The following is a 19361-nucleotide window of genomic DNA, read 5'->3' as shown; positions in this document are numbered from 1 at the left end:
GTATTGCCCGCCGCTACATCCTGTTCAGATTAATCCTACATCCTTGGGTAAGTTCACTCAGTAATCTCTGCGCCGCACAGGTAAGGCTCCATTCCGAGGGAACGAGCCAAACCGTTTCAAAGGCACTAGCCCAGAGAGTGAAAACCTATGTCCGTGTTAACCAACTTCGAGCTCAAACCCTTGAGCAAGATGATGAAAGTTCCAACTATTACTTTTCTTATGTTTGCCGCTTTTCAATCGAGCGCACACGCTGTTCAACTGATTGGCGAGTCAAAAACCATTGAGGCCGGTGAACTACCCAATGACTGGCAACTGGATATGAAGTCCGAGCTGACCGTTAATGGTGCCCGGGCACAGCATATTCTGGTCAACGATTCGGCGTTGATTGTCAATGCGGGCAGCCTGATTGATGATGTCCGTGCCACCCAGGGATCGTCCGTCAGCCTGAACGGCGCTACCGTCGATTCATCTCACGCTGTGTTCGGCGCAGTACGCCTGGATGACAGCAATGCTCTCATTCATGACAGCAACATCACTAGCCATACCACCGTAGGCCTGCAAACATTCCAGAGCTTCGACTCCGATAAAGGGGGCGTTGCCGAAGTATTCAATAGCACCATTCGTGGCCATATCGGCGGGGCGATGGCGGCGGGCAATAGTGAACTGCACTTCAGTCAAAACACATTGGTTGAAGGCACCGGCGCCGACAGTTTTGGCGTGTTTGTCGACAGGGCAACGGTCACTGCCAGCCAAAGCCGAATCATCGGCGGCAAAAACGGCGTGTTGTTCTCTGATGACTATGACGAAGGCGGCGTGGGTAAACTGGTGCTGGATAACTCCAGTGTCGAGGGCCGCAGCGGTTCCGCCATCGTGGTTAATGGTGAGCAGGGTTCGACCCCACGAGCAGAAATCGATGTGCGTAACGGCTCCACGTTGATCGGTGGCAACGGCACATTGCTGGAAGTTAACGGCGGCGCCACGGCGAGTATGAATGTCGACAACAGCCAATTGAAGGGTAACGTCATTGTCGAGGATGGCAGCAGCGCAGATTTGAAGCTGCAGAACCACGCCAGCCTGACCGGCCAATTGCAGAATGTCACCCGCCTGGATATCGGCGACCAGTCTTTTTGGGAACTCACAGGCGACAGCCAGGTTGGCGCACTGAGCCTGGCGGGCGGTACGGTGAAGTTCGGTCACACCGACGCGTTCTATCAGCTGGATCTGGACAGCCTCGACGGCAACGGCACCTTCGTCATGGGCACCGATTTCGCGCGTGGCGTCACGGACTTCCTGAATATCGAAGGCGAGGCCAAAGGCAATCACCGCCTGTTGCTCGCGGCCAGTGGTGCGGAACCGGTCAATCCGGAGGATATTCGCATCGTGCATACCGGCGGAGGCGACGCGCAATTTTCCCTGGTCGGTGATGTGGTCGACGTAGGTGCTTACTCCTACGGCCTGAAGAAGGAAGGCACTGACTGGTTCCTTGACCCGAACAACCGCGTGATAAGCCCAGGCACTCGCTCGGTACTGGCCTTGTTCAATACCGCACCGACCGTATGGTACGGTGAGGCGACCTCACTGCGTACACGCATGGGTGAGTTGCGTTTCGAGCCGGGTCAGGCGGGGGTGTGGATCCGGGGCTATGGCAATAAGTACAAGGTGGCCGACAGCACGGGTGTTGGTTACAGCCAGAACCAACAGGGCTTTACCTTGGGCGCCGATACTCCGTTGGCCGACAGTCAGTGGCTGGTGGGGGTAATGGCGGGTCACAGCACCTCGGACTTGAACCTCAAGCGCGGCACTTCCGGTAACGTGAAGAGCTACTACCTGGGTGCCTACGCGACGTGGTTGGACGAGGAAAGCGGTCTGTATTTCGATGCGGTCGCGAAGGTCAACCGGTTCCATAATGAGTCCAAGGTTGGGCTCAGTGACGGAACTTCGTCCAAAGGCAAGTACAACAACACCGGTGGCGGTTTGTCGGCGGAGGTCGGTCGCAACATCAAGTTGGACGATGGGTTCTTCGTCGAGCCGTATGCGCAGATGTCCACCGTAGTCATCCAGGGCGGCAGTTACAGCCTGGATAACGGTCTGCAAGCCAAGGGCGAGCGCACCCGCTCGATACTGGCCAAGGCCGGTGCGACCGTGGGGCGTGACATCCAACTCGACAGCGGCAGTGTGCTACAGCCTTATTTACGGGCAGCGATGGTGCATGAGTTTGCCAATAACAATAAGGTTTCGGTCAATAACAATGTGTTCAACAACGATCTGTCCGGTTCCCGAGCAGAATTCGGTGCGGGTGTGGCTGTGAAGTTGTCGCAGAACCTTCAATTGCATGCCGATCTTGAGCACAGCAGCGGCGGTAAGGTTGAGCAGCCTTGGGGCGCCAACGTGGGGGTTCGTTACACCTGGTAATTACACGCTATGCAAAAACGCCCGTATCGAGAGATACGGGCGTTTTTGCATGTGGCATGACCATCAACTGGTCAGGTTGAAGTCGACTTCGACCAAATGTGGATTTCCGTTGGCATCGGCATCGGTAGTAGCATGCAATGTACCTCTGATTTTAATGACACCCGGGGCCAGCCCCATGATGATCAAATCGCCTTTAATGCCACTGACCGTATAGTGTGCCGTGGGCGATTTTACCGAGTACCAGACTTCAACGCTGGTAAATTCCTGCTCCTCCAATTTGATTACCTTGCCGACTTCAATACTATCGGGCACCTGAATAAATAGTTCTTTGATGGTGGCCGCGTTATCGGCATGCCGGGCATTGACTCTAAAGACCGCCAGCTCGTAATTGCGGGATAGGGTGGTGGTCTGAAAATGAACGGGAGCGGAATCGATACGTGCGTCGAAGGTACCCGACGCATTGATTCGTTTTGGGCCCAATGCCTTTTGTTGCTCGGGGGTTAAAATTTGCGCTTGTACAGTCATGATCGCTTCTCCATCGCGGGTGGTTGTGCGAATAACAGAGGCATCAGCGGCTCTGTCTGAAGCATGTAATAGCAGAGTGTCTAACCTGTAAACTGTCAGAAATAACAGTATACGTAGACCGTAATGTATGAGCGTTTCTCGACGGATCAAATAGTCTAAGTACACATTTTTAATTCGTTTGAGTACTAACTCAAACCGCTTCTGGCAGGTTCACATGGGGATACTCGGCCCAGTCCAACTCAGCGTCTAAAAGCAGGTGCGGTGTCAGCCGAACAGCCCGGCGGCGATATTGATCGAGAACCCCAGAATCGCCGTATTGAACAGAAACCCGATCAACGATTGCCCCAGCACCACCTTGCGCAGGCTGCGCGTGGCCACGCCCACATCGGATGTCTGCACCGCCACGCCGATGGTGAAGGAGAAATACAGGAAGTCCCAATAGTTCGGCGTGAGCAGCCCTTCGGCAAAGCGCAGTGCCGGTTCCTTGCCCTCCCAGGTGTAATAGAGGCGAGCGTAGTGCACGCTGAAAATCACCCCGATCAACAACCACGAGCCGATGACCGTCAACCCGGTGAAGCCGTAATGCAACAGGCGCTCGGTGGGGGCCAGGTCTTTACTGCCGATCAGCTCGAACGTGATGGCGGCGAGGCTGGCGATGGCCGCGATGCAGACCATGAACAGCACCAGGCCGGCGTTTTCATCCTCGATTTCCGCGATGCGTTTTACATCCTGCGCCTTGGCGCGGATGGTCAGCCACAGCATCAGGACCAGATAGGTCCACACGCCGGCGTTCCAGCCGATGAGGATTTTGCCCAGGAGGGTGTCGGACGGTGCCAGGATGCCCACCGCAATGCCCATTACAGCGGCGGTAGAGAGGCGAGGGTGGGTGCGGGCTAGAAAGGGCATAGGTGCTCACAACTCAGGGGTTGTGAGCACCATAGCATCACTCGGTCTTATGGCGCTTGCGCACCAACTTCATGACCACCACAAAGAACACCGGCACAAACACCACCGCCAATGTCGCCGTGATCATTCCGCCGATCACCCCCGTACCAATCGCCTGCTGGCTCGCCGAACTGGCACCGGTGGCAATCGCCAGCGGCACCACGCCGAGAATGAACGCCAGCGACGTCATGATGATCGGCCGCAGGCGCAACCGCGCAGCCTTCAAGGTGGCGTCGATCAGATCGTCGCCCTGCTGGTACAGGTCCTTGGCGAACTCGATGATCAAGATCGCGTTCTTCGCCGACAGGCCGATGATGGTGATCAGGCCCACCTTGAAGAACACATCGTTGGGCATGCCCCGCAAGGCCACGGCCACGACCGCGCCAAGCACACCCAGCGGCACCACCAGCAATACCGAGGTCGGGATCGACCAGCTTTCGTACAGCGCCGCCAGGCACAGGAACACGATCAGCAGCGACAGACCAAGCAACAGCGGCGCCTGGGAGCCGGACAAGCGCTCCTGCAACGACAGCCCCGTCCATTCCTGGCCCAGGCCCGCCGGCAGTTGGCTGACCAGGCGCTGGATCTCTTGCATGGCCTCGCCGGTACTGTGACCCGGCGCCGGTTCACCACTGATGGCGATGGCCGGGTAGCCGTTGTAGCGCGTCAACTGCGTCGGGCCCTGAGTCCATTTGGCTTCGACAAACGCCGACAGGGGCACCATCTTCCCGGCGTTGTTGCGTACGTTGATCTTCATCAAGTCCGCCACCTGGCTGCGCTGGTCGCCTTCGGCCTGCACCACCACCCGCTGCATGCGGCCCTGGTTGGGGAAGTCGTTGATATAGGCCGAGCCGACGGCCGAGGACAACACATTACCCACATCGGCGAACGAAACGCCTAGGGCGTTGGCTCGCTTGCGGTCTACCTGCAACTGCACTTGAGGCGCTTCGGCCAGGGCGCTTTCGCGTACGTTGGCCAGGATCGGGCTTTTTTCCGCCGCCGCCAGCAGCTCGGTGCGGGCTGCCATCAAGCCGGCATGGCCGACGCCACCGCGGTCCTGCAAACGGAACTCGAAACCGCTGGAGGTGCCCAGGCCATCGACCGGCGGGGGCAGGATCGCGTAGGCAACGGCGTCCTTGAGTTCGGTGAAGGCCATGTTGGCGCGCTCGGCAATCGATGCGGCAGCGTCATCGCTGCCACGTTCCGACCAATCCTTGAGCGTGGTAAACGCCAACGCCGCGTTCTGCCCGGAACCGGAGAAACTGAAACCCATGATCATGGTGGTATCACCCACCCCAGGTTCTTCGGCGTTGTGCGCTTCGATCTGCTCGGCCACCTGCACCGTGCGGTTCTTGCTCGCACCCGGCGGCAGTTGGATATCGGTGATGGTGTAGCCCTGGTCTTCCACCGGCAGGAACGAGGAGGGCAGGCGGCTGAACATCCACCCCAGGCCCACCAGCAATACCACGTAGATCAACAAATAGCGGCCGCTGCGCTTGAGCGCATAGGCCACCCAGCCTTCGTAGCGGTCGGTGAGGTTTTCAAAGCGACGGTTGAACCAGCCGAAAAAACCGCCCTTGGCGTGGTGTTCGCCCTTGGCAATCGGCTTGAGCAGGGTCGCGCACAAGGCGGGTGTCAAGGTCAGGGCCAGAAACGCCGAGAACAGGATCGAGGTGGCCATCGACAGCGAGAATTGCTGGTAGATCACCCCCACCGAACCCGGCATGAACGCCATCGGCAGGAACACCGCGACCAGCACCAGAGTGATGCCGACAATCGCGCCGGTGATCTGGCCCATGGCCTTGCGCGTTGCCTCCTTGGGCGACAGGCCCTCGGTGGCCATGATGCGCTCGACGTTCTCGACCACCACAATCGCATCGTCCACCAGGATGCCGATGGCCAGTACCATGCCGAACATGGTCAGCACGTTGATCGAGAACCCCAGCAACAGCATGGTCGCAAAAGTGCCCATCAAGGCAATCGGCACCACCAGGGTCGGGATCAAGGTGTAGCGCACGTTCTGCAGGAACAGGAACATCACCGCAAACACCAGCGCCATGGCTTCCAGCAGGGTGTAGACCACCTTGGTGATCGAGACCTTGACGAACGGCGAGGTGTCGTACGGGATCTTGTATTCCACGTTGGCCGGGAAGTAACGCGACAGCTCATCCATCTTCGCCCGCACCAGGGTCGCGGTGTTCAGGGCATTGGCGCCGGGTGACAGCTGCACACTGACCGCGGTGGACGGCTTGCCGTTCAGGCGGGTGGAAAACTGGTATTCCTGGCTGCCGATTTCCACCCGCGCCACATCACCGATGCGCACGGTGGAGCCGTCCGGGTTGGCTTTAAGCACGATGTCGGCGAATTCCGCCGGCGTCGACAGCTGGCCCTTGACCAGGATCGCTGCGGTGATTTCCTGGGTCCTGGTCCCCGGCAAATCGCCCAGGCTGCCCGCCGAAACCTGCGCGTTCTGCGCGCTGATCGCGGCGTTGACGTCGGCCGGCGTGAGGTTGAAGCCGATCAACTTCTGCGGGTCGATCCAGATCCGCATGGCGCGCTCGGCACCATACAGTTGGGCCTTGCCCACACCGTCCAGGCGCTTGAGTTCGTTCATCACGTTGCGCGCCAGGTAATCGCTGAGCGCCACGTCGTCGAGCTTGCCGTCGTTGGACGTCAGGGTCACCAGCAGCAGGAAGCCTGCGGAAACTTTCTCCACCTGCAAGCCTTGCTGGGTCACCGCCTGCGGCAGGCGCGATTCCACCGCCTTGAGACGGTTCTGCACGTCTACCTGGGCCATTTCCGGGTTGGTGCCCGGTTGGAAGGTCGCGGTGATCGTCGCCGAGCCGAGGCTGCTCTGGGATTCGAAGTACAGCAGGTGGTCGGCGCCGTTGAGCTCCTGCTCGATCAGGCTGACCACGCTTTCGTCCAGGGTCTGGGCCGAGGCGCCCGGGTACACCGCGTAGATTTCCACCTTCGGCGGTGCGACGTTGGGGTACTGCGCCACCGGCAACTGCGGGATGGCGATTGCGCCGGCCAGCAGGATGAACAGGGCGACCACCCAGGCGAAGATCGGGCGGTCAATAAAGAACTGCGGCATGGCGGGTTATTCCTTTACGAGACGGCCCGAGGCAGGGCTGTCATCCACTTCGACTTTTTCACCGGGGCGCGCATGTTGCAGCCCTTCGACGACGATGCGGTCGCCGGGCTTGAGGCCACTGCTGACGACCCAGCGGTCCTCGATCACGGCGCCCAACTCCACGGGTTGCTGGCTGACGGTCTGTTCGGCATCCAACAGCAGCACCATCGGTATGCCGGCGCTGTCACGGGTAATGGCGCGTTGCGGCACGCTGATACCTTGCTTGTCGACGGCCTGTTCCAGGCGCACCCGTACAAAGCTGCCGGGCAGCAGGTCGAGGTTCGGGTTGGGGAACTCACTGCGCAGGGTGATCTGCCCGGTGCCCGGGTCGACGCTGATGTCGGTAAACAGCAATTTGCCCGGCAACGGGTACGGGCTGCCGTCATCCTGGATCAGTGTGGCCTTGGCCTGGTCCTGGCCGACCTGCTTCAGACTGCCGGCGCGGAAGGCGCGGCGCAGGTCATTCAGCTCGCGGGTGGACTGCGTCAGGTCGGCGTGGATCGGGTCCAGTTGCTGGATGATCGCCAGTGGCGTGGCTTCGTTCTGGCCGACCAGTGCGCCTTCGGTCACCAATGCGCGGCCAATACGCCCGGAAATCGGCGCGGTCACGGTGGCGTAGCCCAGGTTCAGCCGGGCGCGTTCGACGGCCGCCTTGTTAGCGGCGACTTCGGCATTGGTCTGGCGCAGGTTGGCGCGGGCATTGTCGTAGTCCTGGGCGCTGATGGCGTTGCCGTCGACCAACTGGCTGTAGCGCTGTTCCTGCAAGCGAGCCTGGAAGGCATTGGCCTCGGCTTTGCTCAGGTTGGCCTGGGCACTGTCCAGGTCAGCCTTGAACGGTGCCGGATCGATGCGAAACAGCACGTCGCCCTGTTTGACGTCATGACCCTCCTTGAACACCCGTTGCATCACCACGCCGGCCACTCGCGCACGCACCTCGGCAATTCGCGGGGCGGCGATGCGCCCGCTCAACTCGCTGGTAATGGAGAGGGGCTTGGCCTGCAGGGTTTCGATGCGGACTTTGGCCAGGGGCATTTCCGGCGCTTCGTCCGCCGAGTTGCCGCAAGCGCTGAGGGCCAGCGTCAGGGCCAGCAGGCAAAACGGCGCAAACAGATTCTTCGACATGCTCTTATCCCAATAATGACGGCTGCATCCTAAGGTCACCTGCGCCGTGGTGCTGTGAAGCTGTGTAGCGTGTCTGTGAAGAAATGTAAGGTGCGGCGCGCTGGGCGCCGCGGGCGTATATCCTTGCACAACCTTGCCGGCACGGGAGATCCGATGTGGGAGGGGGCTTGCTCCCGATAGCGGTGTATCAGCTGAAATAGGCTGCGCTGAACCACTGCTATCGGGAGCAAGCCCCCTCCCACATGGGATTTTTGTTCGACCAATACTGTATTTTCTGGAAACACCTTTATGCCCAACATCCTTCTGGTGGAAGACGACGCCGCACTCTCGGAACTGATTGCCAGCTATCTGGAACGCAACGGCTACCACGTCAGCGTGCTCAGCCGGGGCGATCATGTACGCGAACGTGCACGTCTCAACCCGCCGGACCTGGTGATTCTCGACCTGATGCTGCCCGGCCTCGACGGCTTGCAAGTGTGCCGTCTGCTGCGCGCCGACTCGGCGGGCCTGCCGATCCTGATGCTGACCGCCCGCGACGACAGCCACGACCAGGTGCTGGGCCTGGAAATGGGCGCCGACGACTACGTCACCAAACCCTGCGAGCCGCGTGTACTGCTTGCCCGTGTGCGTACCTTGCTGCGCCGCAGCAGCCTGTCCGAACCGCAGATGGCCAATGACCAGATCATCATGGGCAACCTGTGCATCGACCTGTCCGAACGCACGGTGACCTGGCGCGAGCAGCCGGTGGAGCTGTCCAGCGGTGAATACAACCTGCTGGTGGTACTGGCCCGGCATGCCGGCGAAGTGCTCAGCCGCGACCAGATCCTGCAACGCCTGCGCGGTATCGAATTCAATGGCACCGACCGCTCGGTGGACGTGGCCATCTCCAAACTGCGTCGCAAGTTCGACGACCATGCCGGTGAGGCGCGCAAGATCAAGACGGTGTGGGGCAAGGGTTACCTGTTCAGCCGTTCCGAGTGGGAATGCTGATTCATGTTCCGTGTGCTGATTCGTCTCTACCTGATCACCATCGTCACCTACAGCGCGGCGATCTTCCTGATTCCCAAGCTGGTCATCCAGTTGTTCGAACATCGCTACATGGACTACAACGTCGAACAGACGCGTGGCCAGCAAGCACTGATCGTCAAGCAATACCTGCGGGCGCCGGTGGAGCGCTGGTCGCAGGTCACCGAGCAACTCGGCCGCGACTTTGCCCCGCTCAAGGTGCAATTGCTGTTGCGCCAGGACGCCAGCTACACGCCCGAGGAGGAGAAGCTGTTCGAGCAAGGCAAGCCGGTGATTCGCCTGGGGGAGTGGGGGTGGGTCGAGGACATCAGTTCACCGATCAACCAGCAGTTCGTGGTCAAGCTGACCGTTCCGCCCGACCCGATGGACATGAACCTGCTGTACTGGTCGATGAATGTGTTGATCGGCGCGGCGCTGCTGGCCTGCCTGCTGGTCTGGCTGCGCCCGCACTGGCGTGACCTGGAGCGCCTGAAAACCACGGCTGCGCACCTGGGCAGGGGGAACCTCAGTGAGCGAACGCACATCCCGCCCAGTTCCAACATCGGCAGCCTGGCGTCGGTGTTCGATACCATGGCCGATGACATCGAGCACTTGCTCAACCAGCAACGCGACCTGCTCAATGCGGTCTCCCACGAGCTGCGCACGCCGCTGACGCGCCTGGATTTCGGCTTGGCGCTGGCCTTGTCCGAAGACTTGCCCCAGGCCAGCCGCGAACGCTTGCAAAGCCTGGTGGCGCATATTCGCGAACTGGATGAGCTGGTGCTGGAATTGCTCTCCTACAGCCGCCTGCAAAACCCGGCGCACTTGCCGGAGCAGGTGGACGTGATGCTCGACGAGTTTATCGACAGCGTACTGGGCAGTGTCGATGACGAGATGGAAAACCCCGAGATCGTCATCGATGTGGCGCTTGACTGTGCTGTCGAGCGTTTCGCCCTTGACCCACGCCTCACCGCCCGCGCGTTGCAGAACCTGCTGCGCAACGCCACGCGTTATTGTGAAAAGCGCATTCAGGTGGGGGTGAAGGTGTGTCCCAAAGGCTGTGAGATCTGCGTGGACGATGACGGTATCGGCATCCCGCTGGACCAGCGCGAGCGCATTTTCGAACCGTTCTATCGCCTGGATCGCAGCCGCGACCGTGCCACCGGCGGCTTCGGCCTGGGGTTGGCCATCAGCCGGCGCGCCGTTGAAGCCCAGGGCGGAACATTGACCGCGTTGGCCTCACCCTTGGGCGGCGCACGGTTCAGGTTGTGGTTGCCGGCGGCAGGCGCATAATCAGGCTCCCCGATTCGACTGAGGAGCGTTCGACAATGACCGATGTTCACGCGTCTGCCCAGCAGGGCTTCTCGACCCAGGCCGCCACCTACGCCCAGGGCAGGCCCGACTACCCACGGCAACTCATCGGTTGGCTCGGTGAGGCGCTGGGGGTTGAGCCGCAGTCGACGGTGATCGACCTGGGCGCCGGTACCGGCAAGTTCACCCGCTTGCTCAGCACCTTGACGCCTGCGCTGATCGCCGTCGAGCCGATTGCGGCGATGGCCGCGCAATTGATCAGGTCGCTACCCGATGTGCGCCTGGTGGAAGGCACCGCCGAATCGATCCCGCTAGGGGATGCCACCGCCGACGCAGTGGTCTGCGCCCAAGCGTTTCATTGGTTCGCCACGCAAGCGGCACTCGCGCAGATCCACCGTGTACTTAAACCCGGAGGGCGCCTGGGGTTGGTGTGGAATGTGCGCGATGAGTCGGTGGACTGGGTCGCCGCCATCAGTGCAATCATTACGCCTTATGAAGGTGACACGCCGCGCTTTCATACCGGGCGCTGGCGCGAAGCGTTCACCGGCAAGTATTTTTCCGCGCCTGAACTCACCTGTTTTCCCTACCAGCATGTGGGCAGCCCGCAGGAAGTGATCATGGACCGTTTCCTGTCGGTGAGCTTTATCGCCGCGCTGCCCGATGCCGAAAAGGCCAAGGTCAGGGCGCAGTTGCAGGCGCTGATCGACACTCACCCCGCATTGCAAGGGCGCGATAGCGTGGCGTTCCCGTACCAGACTCAAGCGTACGTGTGCCACCGACTAAGCTAAAAGGCATAAAGTCAGATCATATTGGTATAAGTCGTTATAAGAAAAATCGCTATCCTGCCGCCAGAAATTTATAAGGCCATGGGTAGCTGTAATGGATGTGGGTAATCTGGGGTTTGTCGTCGCTGGCCTGATCGTCGGTTTTATCGTGGGCATGACCGGTGTCGGCGGTGGTTCGTTGATGACGCCGATCCTGCTGTGGTTCGGCATCAACCCGGCGACGGCCGTGGGCACTGACCTGCTGTACGCCGCCATTACCAAATCCGGTGGGGTGCTGGTCCACAGCAAGAACCGCAATATCGACTGGAGCATCACCGGCTGGCTGACCCTGGGCAGCGTACCGGCGGTGTTGCTGACCCTGTGGTTCCTTGCCAGCCTGCACACCGATCCCAGTGCGATGAACGCGGTGATCAAACAGGCTCTCGGCGTGGTGCTGCTGCTGACGGCCCTGGCGATTCTGTTCAAGAAAAGCCTGTTGGCCTTCGCTCAACGTCATGCCGGCGATGATTACCACATGAGCCCGCGCAACCTGAACGGGCTCACGGTGGTGACCGGCGCCATCCTCGGCACCATGGTTGCCCTGACCTCCATCGGCGCCGGCGCCCTGGGCACCGTTGCGCTGTTTATCCTCTATCCCCTCCTGGCCACGCGCCGCCTGGTGGGCACCGAGATCGCCCACGCCGTGCCGCTGACCCTGGTGGCGGGCCTGGGCCACGCCAGCATGGGCAACATGGACTGGCACCTGCTGGGCTTCCTGCTGATGGGCTCGCTGCCGGGCATTTACCTGGGTAGCCACATGACCGGCAAAGTCCCGGACGGCGTGCTGCGCCCGTGCCTGGCGATCATGTTGATGAGCATCGGCTACAAGCTGGCTTTTTAAGATAAGCACCGGTCAATGTGGGAGGGAGCAAGCCCCCTCCCACAGTGACAGCGTTAAGCCTTAACTGACTGGCATTAGGGCTTGCCCCTTACTTTTTAAGCCCCGCCGGGCCATTGCCGATCTGCCACACAAACGGCGGCTCGGTGCCATTGATCACCCAATCGCCGACAATCCGCGCCTTGTAGATCACCGGGTTGTGGGACGACACGGTGCGCGCATTGCGCCAGTGTCGGTCAAGGGCTTTGCCCTGGCGTACGTCCGACGCGCCCAGCGCGTTGAACAATTCAGTGGTGGCGCGCTGGATCAATGCCGACACCACCACCTGCGCCGTCGCCGACTCAATTTCAGCCGCCACATTGGCCTCGCGTTCTGCCGCATCATCTCCCGCAAAGCGCGCCAGGTAGGCCCGTTGTGCCGGTACGGCAGCTTTCAAGGCGCTGGCTTTGGCGGCATACACCCACGCGGCGACTTCGCCCACCACTTGCTGAACCTGTGCGTCCTGGCTGGCATGCGCGGCATTGCCATGGCTGTAGATACGCTTGCGGCTGCGCACTTGGTGAGCCACGTCATTGAGTGCCGCCTGGCCAATCCCGGCCAGGCTCGCCAGCAACACCAACTGGTAGAACGCCGTCTGGTATTTGAAGCGGGTGGAAAAGTCGATGACGTTTTCAGCTTCCACCTGCGCCTCAATAAACTGTGTGGTGCCACTGCCGGTGGTGCGCTGGCCAAAACCGTCCCAGTCGTCGCTTTGCACCACGCCGGGCTGGTGCGTGCGGGTGGCGGCGATCACATCGGCGCCGGTGTCGCTGCGCTGGGCGTAGACGTCGATCCAGTCCGAGAACAGGCTGCCGGTGCTGTAGAACTTTTCACCGTTGAGCCGCCACTTATCGCCGTCGGGGCTGACCTGCGTGACCACCTCTCCGATGGCGACATTGCCGATTTCGGTCCAGGCACAGCCGACGAGGTCGCCGTCGACAAAACGCTTGAACCACAGGTCGCGCCCGGCACTCGGTGCTGCATTCAAGCGGTCTTCGGCAAAGGCAAAATGCCCGCGCAGGGCTTGGGGGACGTTCGAATCGGCGGCGGCCAGCTCGATCAACAGCTCGAACAACTGGGGCAACGAGGCGCCGCCACCGCCGTATTCCAGCGGGACCCGCACGGCGCCAAAACCGGCTTGCTTGAGCCACTCGATCGGCTCGTGGGGCAGGGTGCGGGTATGTTCGCGTGCAACCGCGCCCTCGGCGATACGCTGGAAGATCGGCCGGAACCGTGCGGCCAAGGTGGCGTAGTCAACGCCGACGGACAGCGGGTTGATGATGTGTTGCTCAGTCATGGGGAACAGCTCCTCGGCAGTGATCAAGTCCTGAGGCAATTGCACAGTCCGTGCCGGGCCTGCGGGCCAGTGTTTACGGGGCAAGCGCGGCGGCGCACTGTTGCTCCAGCAACAGCGGATCGACAAATAGACAGGTTGCGCGCCAGCCGCCGCCCGGCGTGCCGACCCGCTTTATTCGCCGCAGCGCCTGTAGCACGGGCCTTTGCCTGAGCCTGGCATGCTTGCTGCTCAAGCCCTCGTACATCCCTTGTGTGAGGTACAGCCAGATGAGTCAGCAAGCCGTGAAATTCGCCTATTGGGTACCCAACGTCAGCGGTGGGCTGGTGGTCAGCAAAATCGAACAACGCACCCATTGGGGCATCGACTACAACCGCAAACTGGCGCAATTGGCCGAAGCGGCGGGCTTTGAATACGGCCTGACGCAAATTCGCTTTACCGCCGGTTACGGTGCGGAAAACCAGCATGAATCCGTGGCGTTCAGCCATGCACTATTGGCGGCGACCACCAAGCTCAAGGTCATCGCCGCGATCCTGCCGGGGCCCTGGCAACCGGCGCTGGCGGCCAAGCAGTTGGCGACCATCGACCAGCTCACCAACGGCCGTATCGCGGTGAACATCGTCAGCGGCTGGTTCAAGGGCGAATTCCAGGCCATTGGCGAGCCCTGGCTGGAGCACGATGAGCGCTACCGCCGTTCCGAGGAGTTTATCCGTGCCCTCAAAGGCATCTGGAGCCAGGACGACTTCACCTTCAAGGGCGACTTCTACCGTTTCAACAACTACACGCTCAAACCCAAGCCCCTCGGCCAGCCAGAAGTGTTCCAGGGCGGCAGCTCGCGGGCCGCGCGGGACATGGCGGCGCGGGTGTCGGACTGGTACTTCACCAACGGTAATACCCCCGAAGGCATCAAGGCCCAGGTCGATGATATTCGCGCCAAGGCCGCAGCCAATCACCATGCGGTTAAAATCGGCGTGAATGCCTTTGTGATCGCCCGCGACACCGAAGAAGAAGCCCAGGCGGTGCTGGCGGAGATAATCGACAAGGCCGATGCGCAAGCGGTGAATGCCTTTGGCGATGCAGCCCGACAGGCCGGCCAAGCGTCACCGGAAGGCGAGGGCAACTGGGCCAAGTCCAGCTTCGAGGACCTGGTGCAGTACAACGACGGCTTCAAGACCAACCTGATCGGCACACCGCAGCAAATCGCCGAGCGCATTGTTGCGCTCAAGGCCGTGGGAGTGGACCTGGTGCTGGCCGGCTTCCTGCACTTCCAGGAGGAAGTCGAGTACTTCGGCAAGCGGGTATTGCCGCTGGTACGCGAGCTGGAGGCCAGGGCCGGCGTCAAACAGGTGGCCTGAGCAGCGGTTTTTCCAGGCGCAGGGCGGCGGTGTGGTCGGCATAGTAGTCGTTGATCAGGGCGAAGCGCCGATAACCGTTGCGCTCATACAAGGTGAGGGCAACCGGGTTGTCGGTGCGCACCTCCAGGCGCAGGGCGGCGCAGCCCTGCTCCCGTGCGCGGGCCTCCATATGCGTCAGCAATTGCACACCCAGGCCGCAGCCGCGCGCAGCCTGGGTGATCGCAATCGAATACAGGCGGGCCAGGGCGCTGCCGCGCCGCAACAGCAGCAGCGCATAGCCGAGCAATTGCCCATCACGTTCAGCGACCCACAACTGTCCATGCGCTCGGCTGATCATCCACTGAAAACTGCGTAACGAAAGCCGATCGCTGGTGAAGCACTGCTGTTCCAGTGCCATCAATTCGGGCACGTCCGCCAAGGTTGCAATGCGCAAAGAAAGAGCCATATGACCGCCGTAAAAGTTGCGTAACGAAACGGGACTTCTCTAAAAGATCGTGCTTAATAGAAAAGGTCGAGTTCTCTAAAGCGGATCAAATATTATGTCGGCGGTAAACAGTCATTGGCGTGAAGTATCCGAGCAAACTGTCGCGGCGACAATAACCTCCGAGGGTTATTTTTCCAGCGTACCCAGACGTCCAAGCCAAGTTGTGATCATTGTCGAACGCAAGGAAGACTGGGCTTCCTACTTTCCCAGCGAAGACATCGTCACTGCCCAGGAATACCTGGAACAAACCCGCGAAAGCGAGCCGGGCAAGCGCGTGCAGGTCATCAACCTGTGCCGCAGCTACAAGTACCTGGGGCACGGTTACTATTGCTCGTTGCTGGCCGAGGCGCGCGGGCACAAGGTGATTCCGTCGGTGCGCACCATCAGTGAATTGACCAGGAAGTCGCTGTATGGCTTGTCCCTGGATAACTTGGATAAAACCCTCGATAAAGCCTTGAGTCATCATCTTTACAGCAATACCGAAGGGTTTACCCTGACCCTTTACTTTGGCCGAACGCATATAGACGCTTTGCAGGAATTGGCCCGCCAGTTATTTGAAACGTTCCCCTGTCCGATTTTGTTAGTTGAGTTTCGCAAACATAACGGTTGGCATATCGAAGGGGTCAAGTCCGGCGTATTGCATAAGTTGCGCGATGATCAGGAAGACCAGTTCGCCCATGCCCTCGACAACTACAGCCGCAAGATCTGGCGCCAACCGCGCTCCCGTCGATTGGCGCGTTATGACTTGGCCATCCTGCATGATCCCCAGGAGCAACTGCCACCGTCCAACGCCCGCGCACTGGAGAATTTCGTGCGGGTCGGCAGGGGCCTGGGGATTGATGTGGAACTCATCGAGCGCAAGGATTACTCACGCCTCGCCGAATATGACGCCTTGCTGATCCGCGAGACCACCAGCGTCGACAACCACACGTATCGCTTCGCCAAAAAGGCCGAGAGCGAAGGGCTGGTGGTGATGGACGATCCGGCATCGATCCTGCGCTGCACCAACAAGGTCTACCTCACCGACCTGCTCAACAGCCATCAACTGGGCATGCCCGCCACCGAAATCCTCTATAAGGAACGCCCGCAGGATTTCGAGCGAGTCGGCGAACGCCTGGGCTTCCCGCTGGTGTTGAAGATCCCCGACGGTTGTTTCTCCCGTGGCGTGATCAAGGTGGAAAGCCAGGCAGCCTTGCTCAAGGCCACTGCCGAATTGTTCGAACATTCCGTACTGTTATTGGCCCAGGAGTTTTTCTACACCGAGTACGACTGGCGCATCGGCGTTCTCAACCGCAAGCCGATTTTTGCCTGCCAGTACTTCATGTCCAAAGGCCATTGGCAAATCTACAACCACAAAGCCATCGGCCAGGACATCAACGGCGAGTGCCGCACCCTGGCCGTCCACGAAGCGCCCAAGGCGGTGGTGGAGCTGGCGGTGAAAACCGCCAACCTGATCGGCGACGGCCTCTACGGCGTGGACCTCAAGCAATCCGGCGACAAGGTGGTGGTGATCGAGGTGAACGACAACCCCAACCTTGATGCAGGCATCGAAGATGCCTACCTGCAAGATGACCTGTACGGCCTGGTGCTGGAGGAGTTTGTGCGGCGCCTGGAGTTGAAGCGCCAAGGGCAGGTCTGGTAATACCCGGCATTTGCCGCCTGTAGGAGCGAGCTTGCTCGCGAAAAACGTCAACGATAACGCGTGCTGCCTGAATGAACGCGGCGCCTGTGGGGTTTTCGCGAGCAAGCTTGCTCCTACAACAAGCGGGTCAAACGGCGGGCTGCAGCGTCAGCACCTCGAACCCGTCCGCCGTCACCGCCACGGTATGCTCCCACTGTGCCGACAAGCTATTGTCCCGGGTCACCACGGTCCATCCATCCTTCAGGCTGCGCACTTTCGAGCTGCCCTGATTGAGCATCGGCTCCACCGTGAACACCATCCCTTCACGCAACTCCATCCCGGTGCCGGGCCGGCCGAAGTGCAGGATCTGCGGTTCTTCGTGCATCTGGCGCCCAATCCCGTGGCCGCAATACTCACGCACCACACTGTACCCATTGGCCTGCGCATGGCTCTGGATCGCATGCCCGATATCCCCCAACCGTGCGCCGGGCCTGACCTGGCGGATGCCGGCCCACATCGCCTCAAAGGTCTTTTCCACCAGCCGCTGGGCTTTGGGGGCCACATTTCCGATCATGTACATCTTGCTGGAGTCAGCGATAAAGCCGCCTTTTTCCAGGGTGATGTCGATATTGATGATGTCGCCGTCCTTGAGGATATCCTTGGCGCTGGGCATGCCATGGCACACCACTTCATTGATCGAGGTGTTGATGCAGAACGGGTAGTCGTATTGCCCCAGGCTCGCCGGGCGGGCCTTGAGGTCGTTGCGGATGAACGCCTCGACGGCACTGTCCAGCTCCAGGGTTGAGCGGCCGGCGGCGACAAGGCCGTCGAGCAGGGTAAACACCTGGGCCAGCAGACGCCCGGCTTCACGCATCACGACCAGTTGTGCGGGTGTCTTGATCATCAACTGCGGCCTCGGATCAGATCGGGTTTGTCCAGCAACAGCTTGTTGATCAGTTCGTTGTAGGGCAGGTGCGGGTTGAGCTCGGCGAGCAGGCCGATCTTGATCCAGAATTCGGCCTGGGCGTTGATGGAGCGGTCCATGGCGGCGCTGGCCAGGCGTAGTTGTTCGTGCAACGGGTCGGTGATCTTGATGATGCCCATAGGGTTCACTGCGTAAATGGAATATACAAAGCGTATATGTTTCATATATCGCTCGTAAAGCCCGGCGGATAAATGGAGCGTGAGCATTGACTTGCCTGCGGGTCGCCGGTTAATTTCGTTGCATGACATTTCAAGCCTTCCGCAGCCAGCCAAGCATTATTACCGCCATTCCTCATTTGGCGGGATAGCACACGGCTGCACCCAAACCCGCCCTAGAGGCGGGTTTTGTTTTTCCGACTCCTGGGCGCCTCACACACCACCAGGAGCCACCCATGACTACCCGCCGCGCCGTCCAGGCCACCGACACGAGCCTGCTTGAGCACTACGTGAAAAAGATCCTCGCCGCGCCGGTTTATGACCTGGCGGTGCGCACCCCCTTGCAAGCCGCGCCGGCGCTGTCGGCGCTGCTGGGCAACCAGGTGTTGCTCAAGCGCGAAGATCTGCAACCGACGTTCTCCTTCAAGATCCGCGGGGCCTACAACCGCCTGGTGCAACTGACGGCCGAACAAAAGGCCCGAGGCGTAGTGACGGCGTCGGCGGGCAATCATGCCCAGGGGGTGGCACTGGCGGCGCGTGAGCTGGGGATCCGCGCGCGCATTGTCATGCCGTGTACCACGCCGGAGTTGAAGGTGTTGGGCGTGCGCTCGCGTGGCGCCGACGCGGTACTGCATGGGGAGAGCTTCCCGTTGGCCCTGGCCCACGCGCTGCAACTGGTCGAGACCTCGGGTTGCACGTTTGTCTCGCCCTTTGATGACCCGGATGTGATTGCCGGCCAAGGCACGGTTGCCATGGAAATACTGCGTCAGCAGCAGGGGCCGTTGGACGCGATCTTCGTGCCGGTGGGGGGCGGTGGTTTGATCGCTGGCATCGCGGCGTATGTCAAATACCTGCGGCCGCAAGTGCGCATCGTCGGGGTCGAGTCCGAAGGCTCCAGTTGCCTGTTGGCCGCCCTGCAAGCGGGCGAGCGGGTGGTGCTGCCCAGTGTCGATGGGTTTGCCGATGGCACGGCGGTGGCGCAGATCGGCGCGTACGGGTTTGAGATCTGCCGCAACTGGGTGGATGAAGTCATCACCGTAAGCAACGACGAATTGTGCAGTGCCATCAAGTTGATCTACGACGATACCCGCGCCATCACCGAGCCTTCCGGCGCACTGGCGGTGGCTGGGCTACGCCGTTATGTGGCGCAACGGGATGTGCGCGGGCAAACGTTGGTGGCGGTTAATTCAGGGGCCAATATCAACTTTGATAGTTTACGACATGTTGCTGAAAGGGTCGCCGCACAAGGTCCGGTTTAATACAAGTGCGTACGTTAAACGTTTAATCAGCGGGTTTCGACGAAAGTTCAC

15 protein-coding genes and 1 pseudogene are annotated in these 19361 nt (G+C 60.5%); 8 read left to right on the top strand and 8 right to left on the bottom strand.

The features are described from left to right. The first annotated feature begins 147 nt into the window (after window positions 1-147). Window positions 148-2412: an autotransporter outer membrane beta-barrel domain-containing protein gene (locus ACQRBT_RS24050; protein ID WP_060757075.1), complete on the top strand. Its 2265-nt coding sequence runs from the start codon at window positions 148-150 to the stop codon at window positions 2410-2412. 63 nt (window positions 2413-2475) lie between these two features. Here the strand turns inward: ACQRBT_RS24050 and ACQRBT_RS24045 are convergent, their stop codons facing one another. The 4 genes from ACQRBT_RS24045 to ACQRBT_RS24030 form a co-directional block, all read right to left on the bottom strand. Then, complete coding sequence (locus tag ACQRBT_RS24045) at window positions 2476-2937, bottom strand: hypothetical protein (RefSeq protein WP_060757074.1); 462 nt, start codon at window positions 2935-2937, stop codon at window positions 2476-2478. Between the two features lie 264 nt (window positions 2938-3201). Next, a complete protein-coding gene (locus ACQRBT_RS24040; protein ID WP_060757073.1) occupies window positions 3202-3843 on the bottom strand; it encodes a DUF1345 domain-containing protein in 642 nt (213 codons plus the stop codon). Between the two features lie 37 nt (window positions 3844-3880). After that, window positions 3881-6979: a multidrug efflux RND transporter permease subunit gene (locus ACQRBT_RS24035; protein WP_412046828.1), complete on the bottom strand. Its 3099-nt coding sequence runs from the start codon at window positions 6977-6979 to the stop codon at window positions 3881-3883. Between the two features lie 6 nt (window positions 6980-6985). Further along, complete coding sequence (locus ACQRBT_RS24030) at window positions 6986-8536, bottom strand: efflux RND transporter periplasmic adaptor subunit (RefSeq protein ID WP_412046829.1); 1551 nt, start codon at window positions 8534-8536, stop codon at window positions 6986-6988. On the opposite strand from ACQRBT_RS24030, the gene ACQRBT_RS24025 reads away from it, so the two are divergent. The 4 genes from ACQRBT_RS24025 to ACQRBT_RS24010 all read left to right on the top strand — a co-directional run bounded on the left by ACQRBT_RS24025 (window position 8429) and on the right by ACQRBT_RS24010 (window position 12121). Further along, window positions 8429-9130, top strand: coding sequence for a response regulator transcription factor (locus ACQRBT_RS24025; protein ID WP_104993489.1), 702 nt, complete (start codon window positions 8429-8431; stop codon window positions 9128-9130). The genes ACQRBT_RS24030 and ACQRBT_RS24025 overlap by 108 nt on opposite strands. Window positions 9131-9133: 3 nt before the next feature. Then, window positions 9134-10438 carry an ATP-binding protein gene (locus ACQRBT_RS24020; RefSeq protein WP_090371414.1) on the top strand — a complete coding sequence of 435 codons (1305 nt, stop codon included), beginning with the start codon at window positions 9134-9136 and terminating at the stop codon, window positions 10436-10438. A 35-nt stretch (window positions 10439-10473) separates the two neighbouring features. Then, window positions 10474-11244, top strand: coding sequence for a class I SAM-dependent methyltransferase (locus ACQRBT_RS24015; protein ID WP_412046830.1), 771 nt, complete (start codon window positions 10474-10476; stop codon window positions 11242-11244). 91 nt (window positions 11245-11335) lie between these two features. Continuing rightward, window positions 11336-12121 (top strand): sulfite exporter TauE/SafE family protein, encoded by a 786-nt coding sequence (locus ACQRBT_RS24010; protein WP_412046831.1) that lies wholly within the window; start codon window positions 11336-11338, stop codon window positions 12119-12121. Window positions 12122-12209: 88 nt separating this feature from the next. On the opposite strand, the gene ACQRBT_RS24005 is transcribed toward ACQRBT_RS24010, so the two are convergent. After that, on the bottom strand, window positions 12210-13454 hold the full coding sequence (locus tag ACQRBT_RS24005) for an acyl-CoA dehydrogenase family protein (protein WP_412046832.1): 1245 nt from the start codon (window positions 13452-13454) through the stop codon (window positions 12210-12212). Window positions 13455-13720: 266 nt separating this feature from the next. Here ACQRBT_RS24005 and sfnG point away from each other — a divergent pair, with 266 nt between their 5' ends. After that, window positions 13721-14806 carry a dimethylsulfone monooxygenase SfnG gene (sfnG, locus tag ACQRBT_RS24000; RefSeq protein WP_161550238.1) on the top strand — a complete coding sequence of 362 codons (1086 nt, stop codon included), beginning with the start codon at window positions 13721-13723 and terminating at the stop codon, window positions 14804-14806. On the opposite strand, the pseudogene ACQRBT_RS23995 reads toward sfnG, so the two are convergent. Further along, a pseudogene (locus tag ACQRBT_RS23995) lies at window positions 14802-15251 on the bottom strand (GNAT family N-acetyltransferase); the annotation flags it as partial. The gene sfnG and the pseudogene ACQRBT_RS23995 overlap by 5 nt on opposite strands. Window positions 15252-15345: 94 nt before the next feature. On the opposite strand from ACQRBT_RS23995, the gene ACQRBT_RS23990 reads away from it, so the two are divergent. Then, window positions 15346-16932, top strand: a complete 1587-nt coding sequence (locus ACQRBT_RS23990) for a RimK family protein (RefSeq protein WP_090371404.1) — start codon at window positions 15346-15348, stop codon at window positions 16930-16932. A gap of 127 nt (window positions 16933-17059) precedes the next feature. On the opposite strand, the gene map is transcribed toward ACQRBT_RS23990, so the two are convergent. After that, window positions 17060-17815, bottom strand: coding sequence for a type I methionyl aminopeptidase (gene map, locus ACQRBT_RS23985; protein ID WP_060757062.1), 756 nt, complete (start codon window positions 17813-17815; stop codon window positions 17060-17062). Continuing rightward, window positions 17815-18015, bottom strand: a complete 201-nt coding sequence (locus ACQRBT_RS23980) for a ParD-like family protein (protein ID WP_060757061.1) — start codon at window positions 18013-18015, stop codon at window positions 17815-17817. The genes map and ACQRBT_RS23980 overlap by 1 nt, the downstream gene beginning before the upstream one ends. Window positions 18016-18287: 272 nt before the next feature. On the opposite strand from ACQRBT_RS23980, the gene ilvA reads away from it, so the two are divergent. Next, window positions 18288-19310, top strand: a complete 1023-nt coding sequence (ilvA, locus tag ACQRBT_RS23975) for a threonine ammonia-lyase, biosynthetic (protein WP_081087100.1) — start codon at window positions 18288-18290, stop codon at window positions 19308-19310. Window positions 19311-19361: the final 51 nt, after the last annotated feature.

Source organism: Pseudomonas sp. R19M (assembly GCF_050312585.1).
In the GTDB taxonomy this organism is placed as follows: Bacteria; Pseudomonadota; Gammaproteobacteria; order Pseudomonadales; family Pseudomonadaceae; genus Aquipseudomonas; species Aquipseudomonas palleroniana.
The sequence above is the reverse complement of the archived record's forward strand: the minus strand, read 5'-3'. Positions and strand labels throughout refer to the sequence as shown.

What these genes read in the sequence shown, in the direction of transcription:
- ACQRBT_RS24050 (WP_060757075.1), top strand. Translation starts at nt 148, where the DNA reads ATGTCCGTGTTAACCAACTTCGAGCTCAAACCCTTGAGCAAGATGATG.
- ACQRBT_RS24045 (WP_060757074.1), bottom strand. Translation starts at nt 2,937, where the DNA reads ATGACTGTACAAGCGCAAATTTTAACCCCCGAGCAACAAAAGGCATTG.
- ACQRBT_RS24040 (WP_060757073.1), bottom strand. Translation starts at nt 3,843, where the DNA reads ATGCCCTTTCTAGCCCGCACCCACCCTCGCCTCTCTACCGCCGCTGTA.
- ACQRBT_RS24035 (WP_412046828.1), bottom strand. Translation starts at nt 6,979, where the DNA reads ATGCCGCAGTTCTTTATTGACCGCCCGATCTTCGCCTGGGTGGTCGCC.
- ACQRBT_RS24025 (WP_104993489.1), top strand. Translation starts at nt 8,429, where the DNA reads ATGCCCAACATCCTTCTGGTGGAAGACGACGCCGCACTCTCGGAACTG.
- ACQRBT_RS24030 (WP_412046829.1), bottom strand. Translation starts at nt 8,536, where the DNA reads ATGATCGCCCCGGCTGAGCACGCTGACGTGGTAGCCGTTGCGTTCCAG.
- ACQRBT_RS24020 (WP_090371414.1), top strand. Translation starts at nt 9,134, where the DNA reads ATGTTCCGTGTGCTGATTCGTCTCTACCTGATCACCATCGTCACCTAC.
- ACQRBT_RS24015 (WP_412046830.1), top strand. Translation starts at nt 10,474, where the DNA reads ATGACCGATGTTCACGCGTCTGCCCAGCAGGGCTTCTCGACCCAGGCC.
- ACQRBT_RS24010 (WP_412046831.1), top strand. Translation starts at nt 11,336, where the DNA reads ATGGATGTGGGTAATCTGGGGTTTGTCGTCGCTGGCCTGATCGTCGGT.
- ACQRBT_RS24005 (WP_412046832.1), bottom strand. Translation starts at nt 13,454, where the DNA reads ATGACTGAGCAACACATCATCAACCCGCTGTCCGTCGGCGTTGACTAC.
- sfnG (WP_161550238.1), top strand. Translation starts at nt 13,721, where the DNA reads ATGAGTCAGCAAGCCGTGAAATTCGCCTATTGGGTACCCAACGTCAGC.
- ACQRBT_RS23990 (WP_090371404.1), top strand. Translation starts at nt 15,346, where the DNA reads ATGTCGGCGGTAAACAGTCATTGGCGTGAAGTATCCGAGCAAACTGTC.
- map (WP_060757062.1), bottom strand. Translation starts at nt 17,815, where the DNA reads ATGATCAAGACACCCGCACAACTGGTCGTGATGCGTGAAGCCGGGCGT.
- ACQRBT_RS23980 (WP_060757061.1), bottom strand. Translation starts at nt 18,015, where the DNA reads ATGGGCATCATCAAGATCACCGACCCGTTGCACGAACAACTACGCCTG.
- ilvA (WP_081087100.1), top strand. Translation starts at nt 18,288, where the DNA reads ATGACTACCCGCCGCGCCGTCCAGGCCACCGACACGAGCCTGCTTGAG.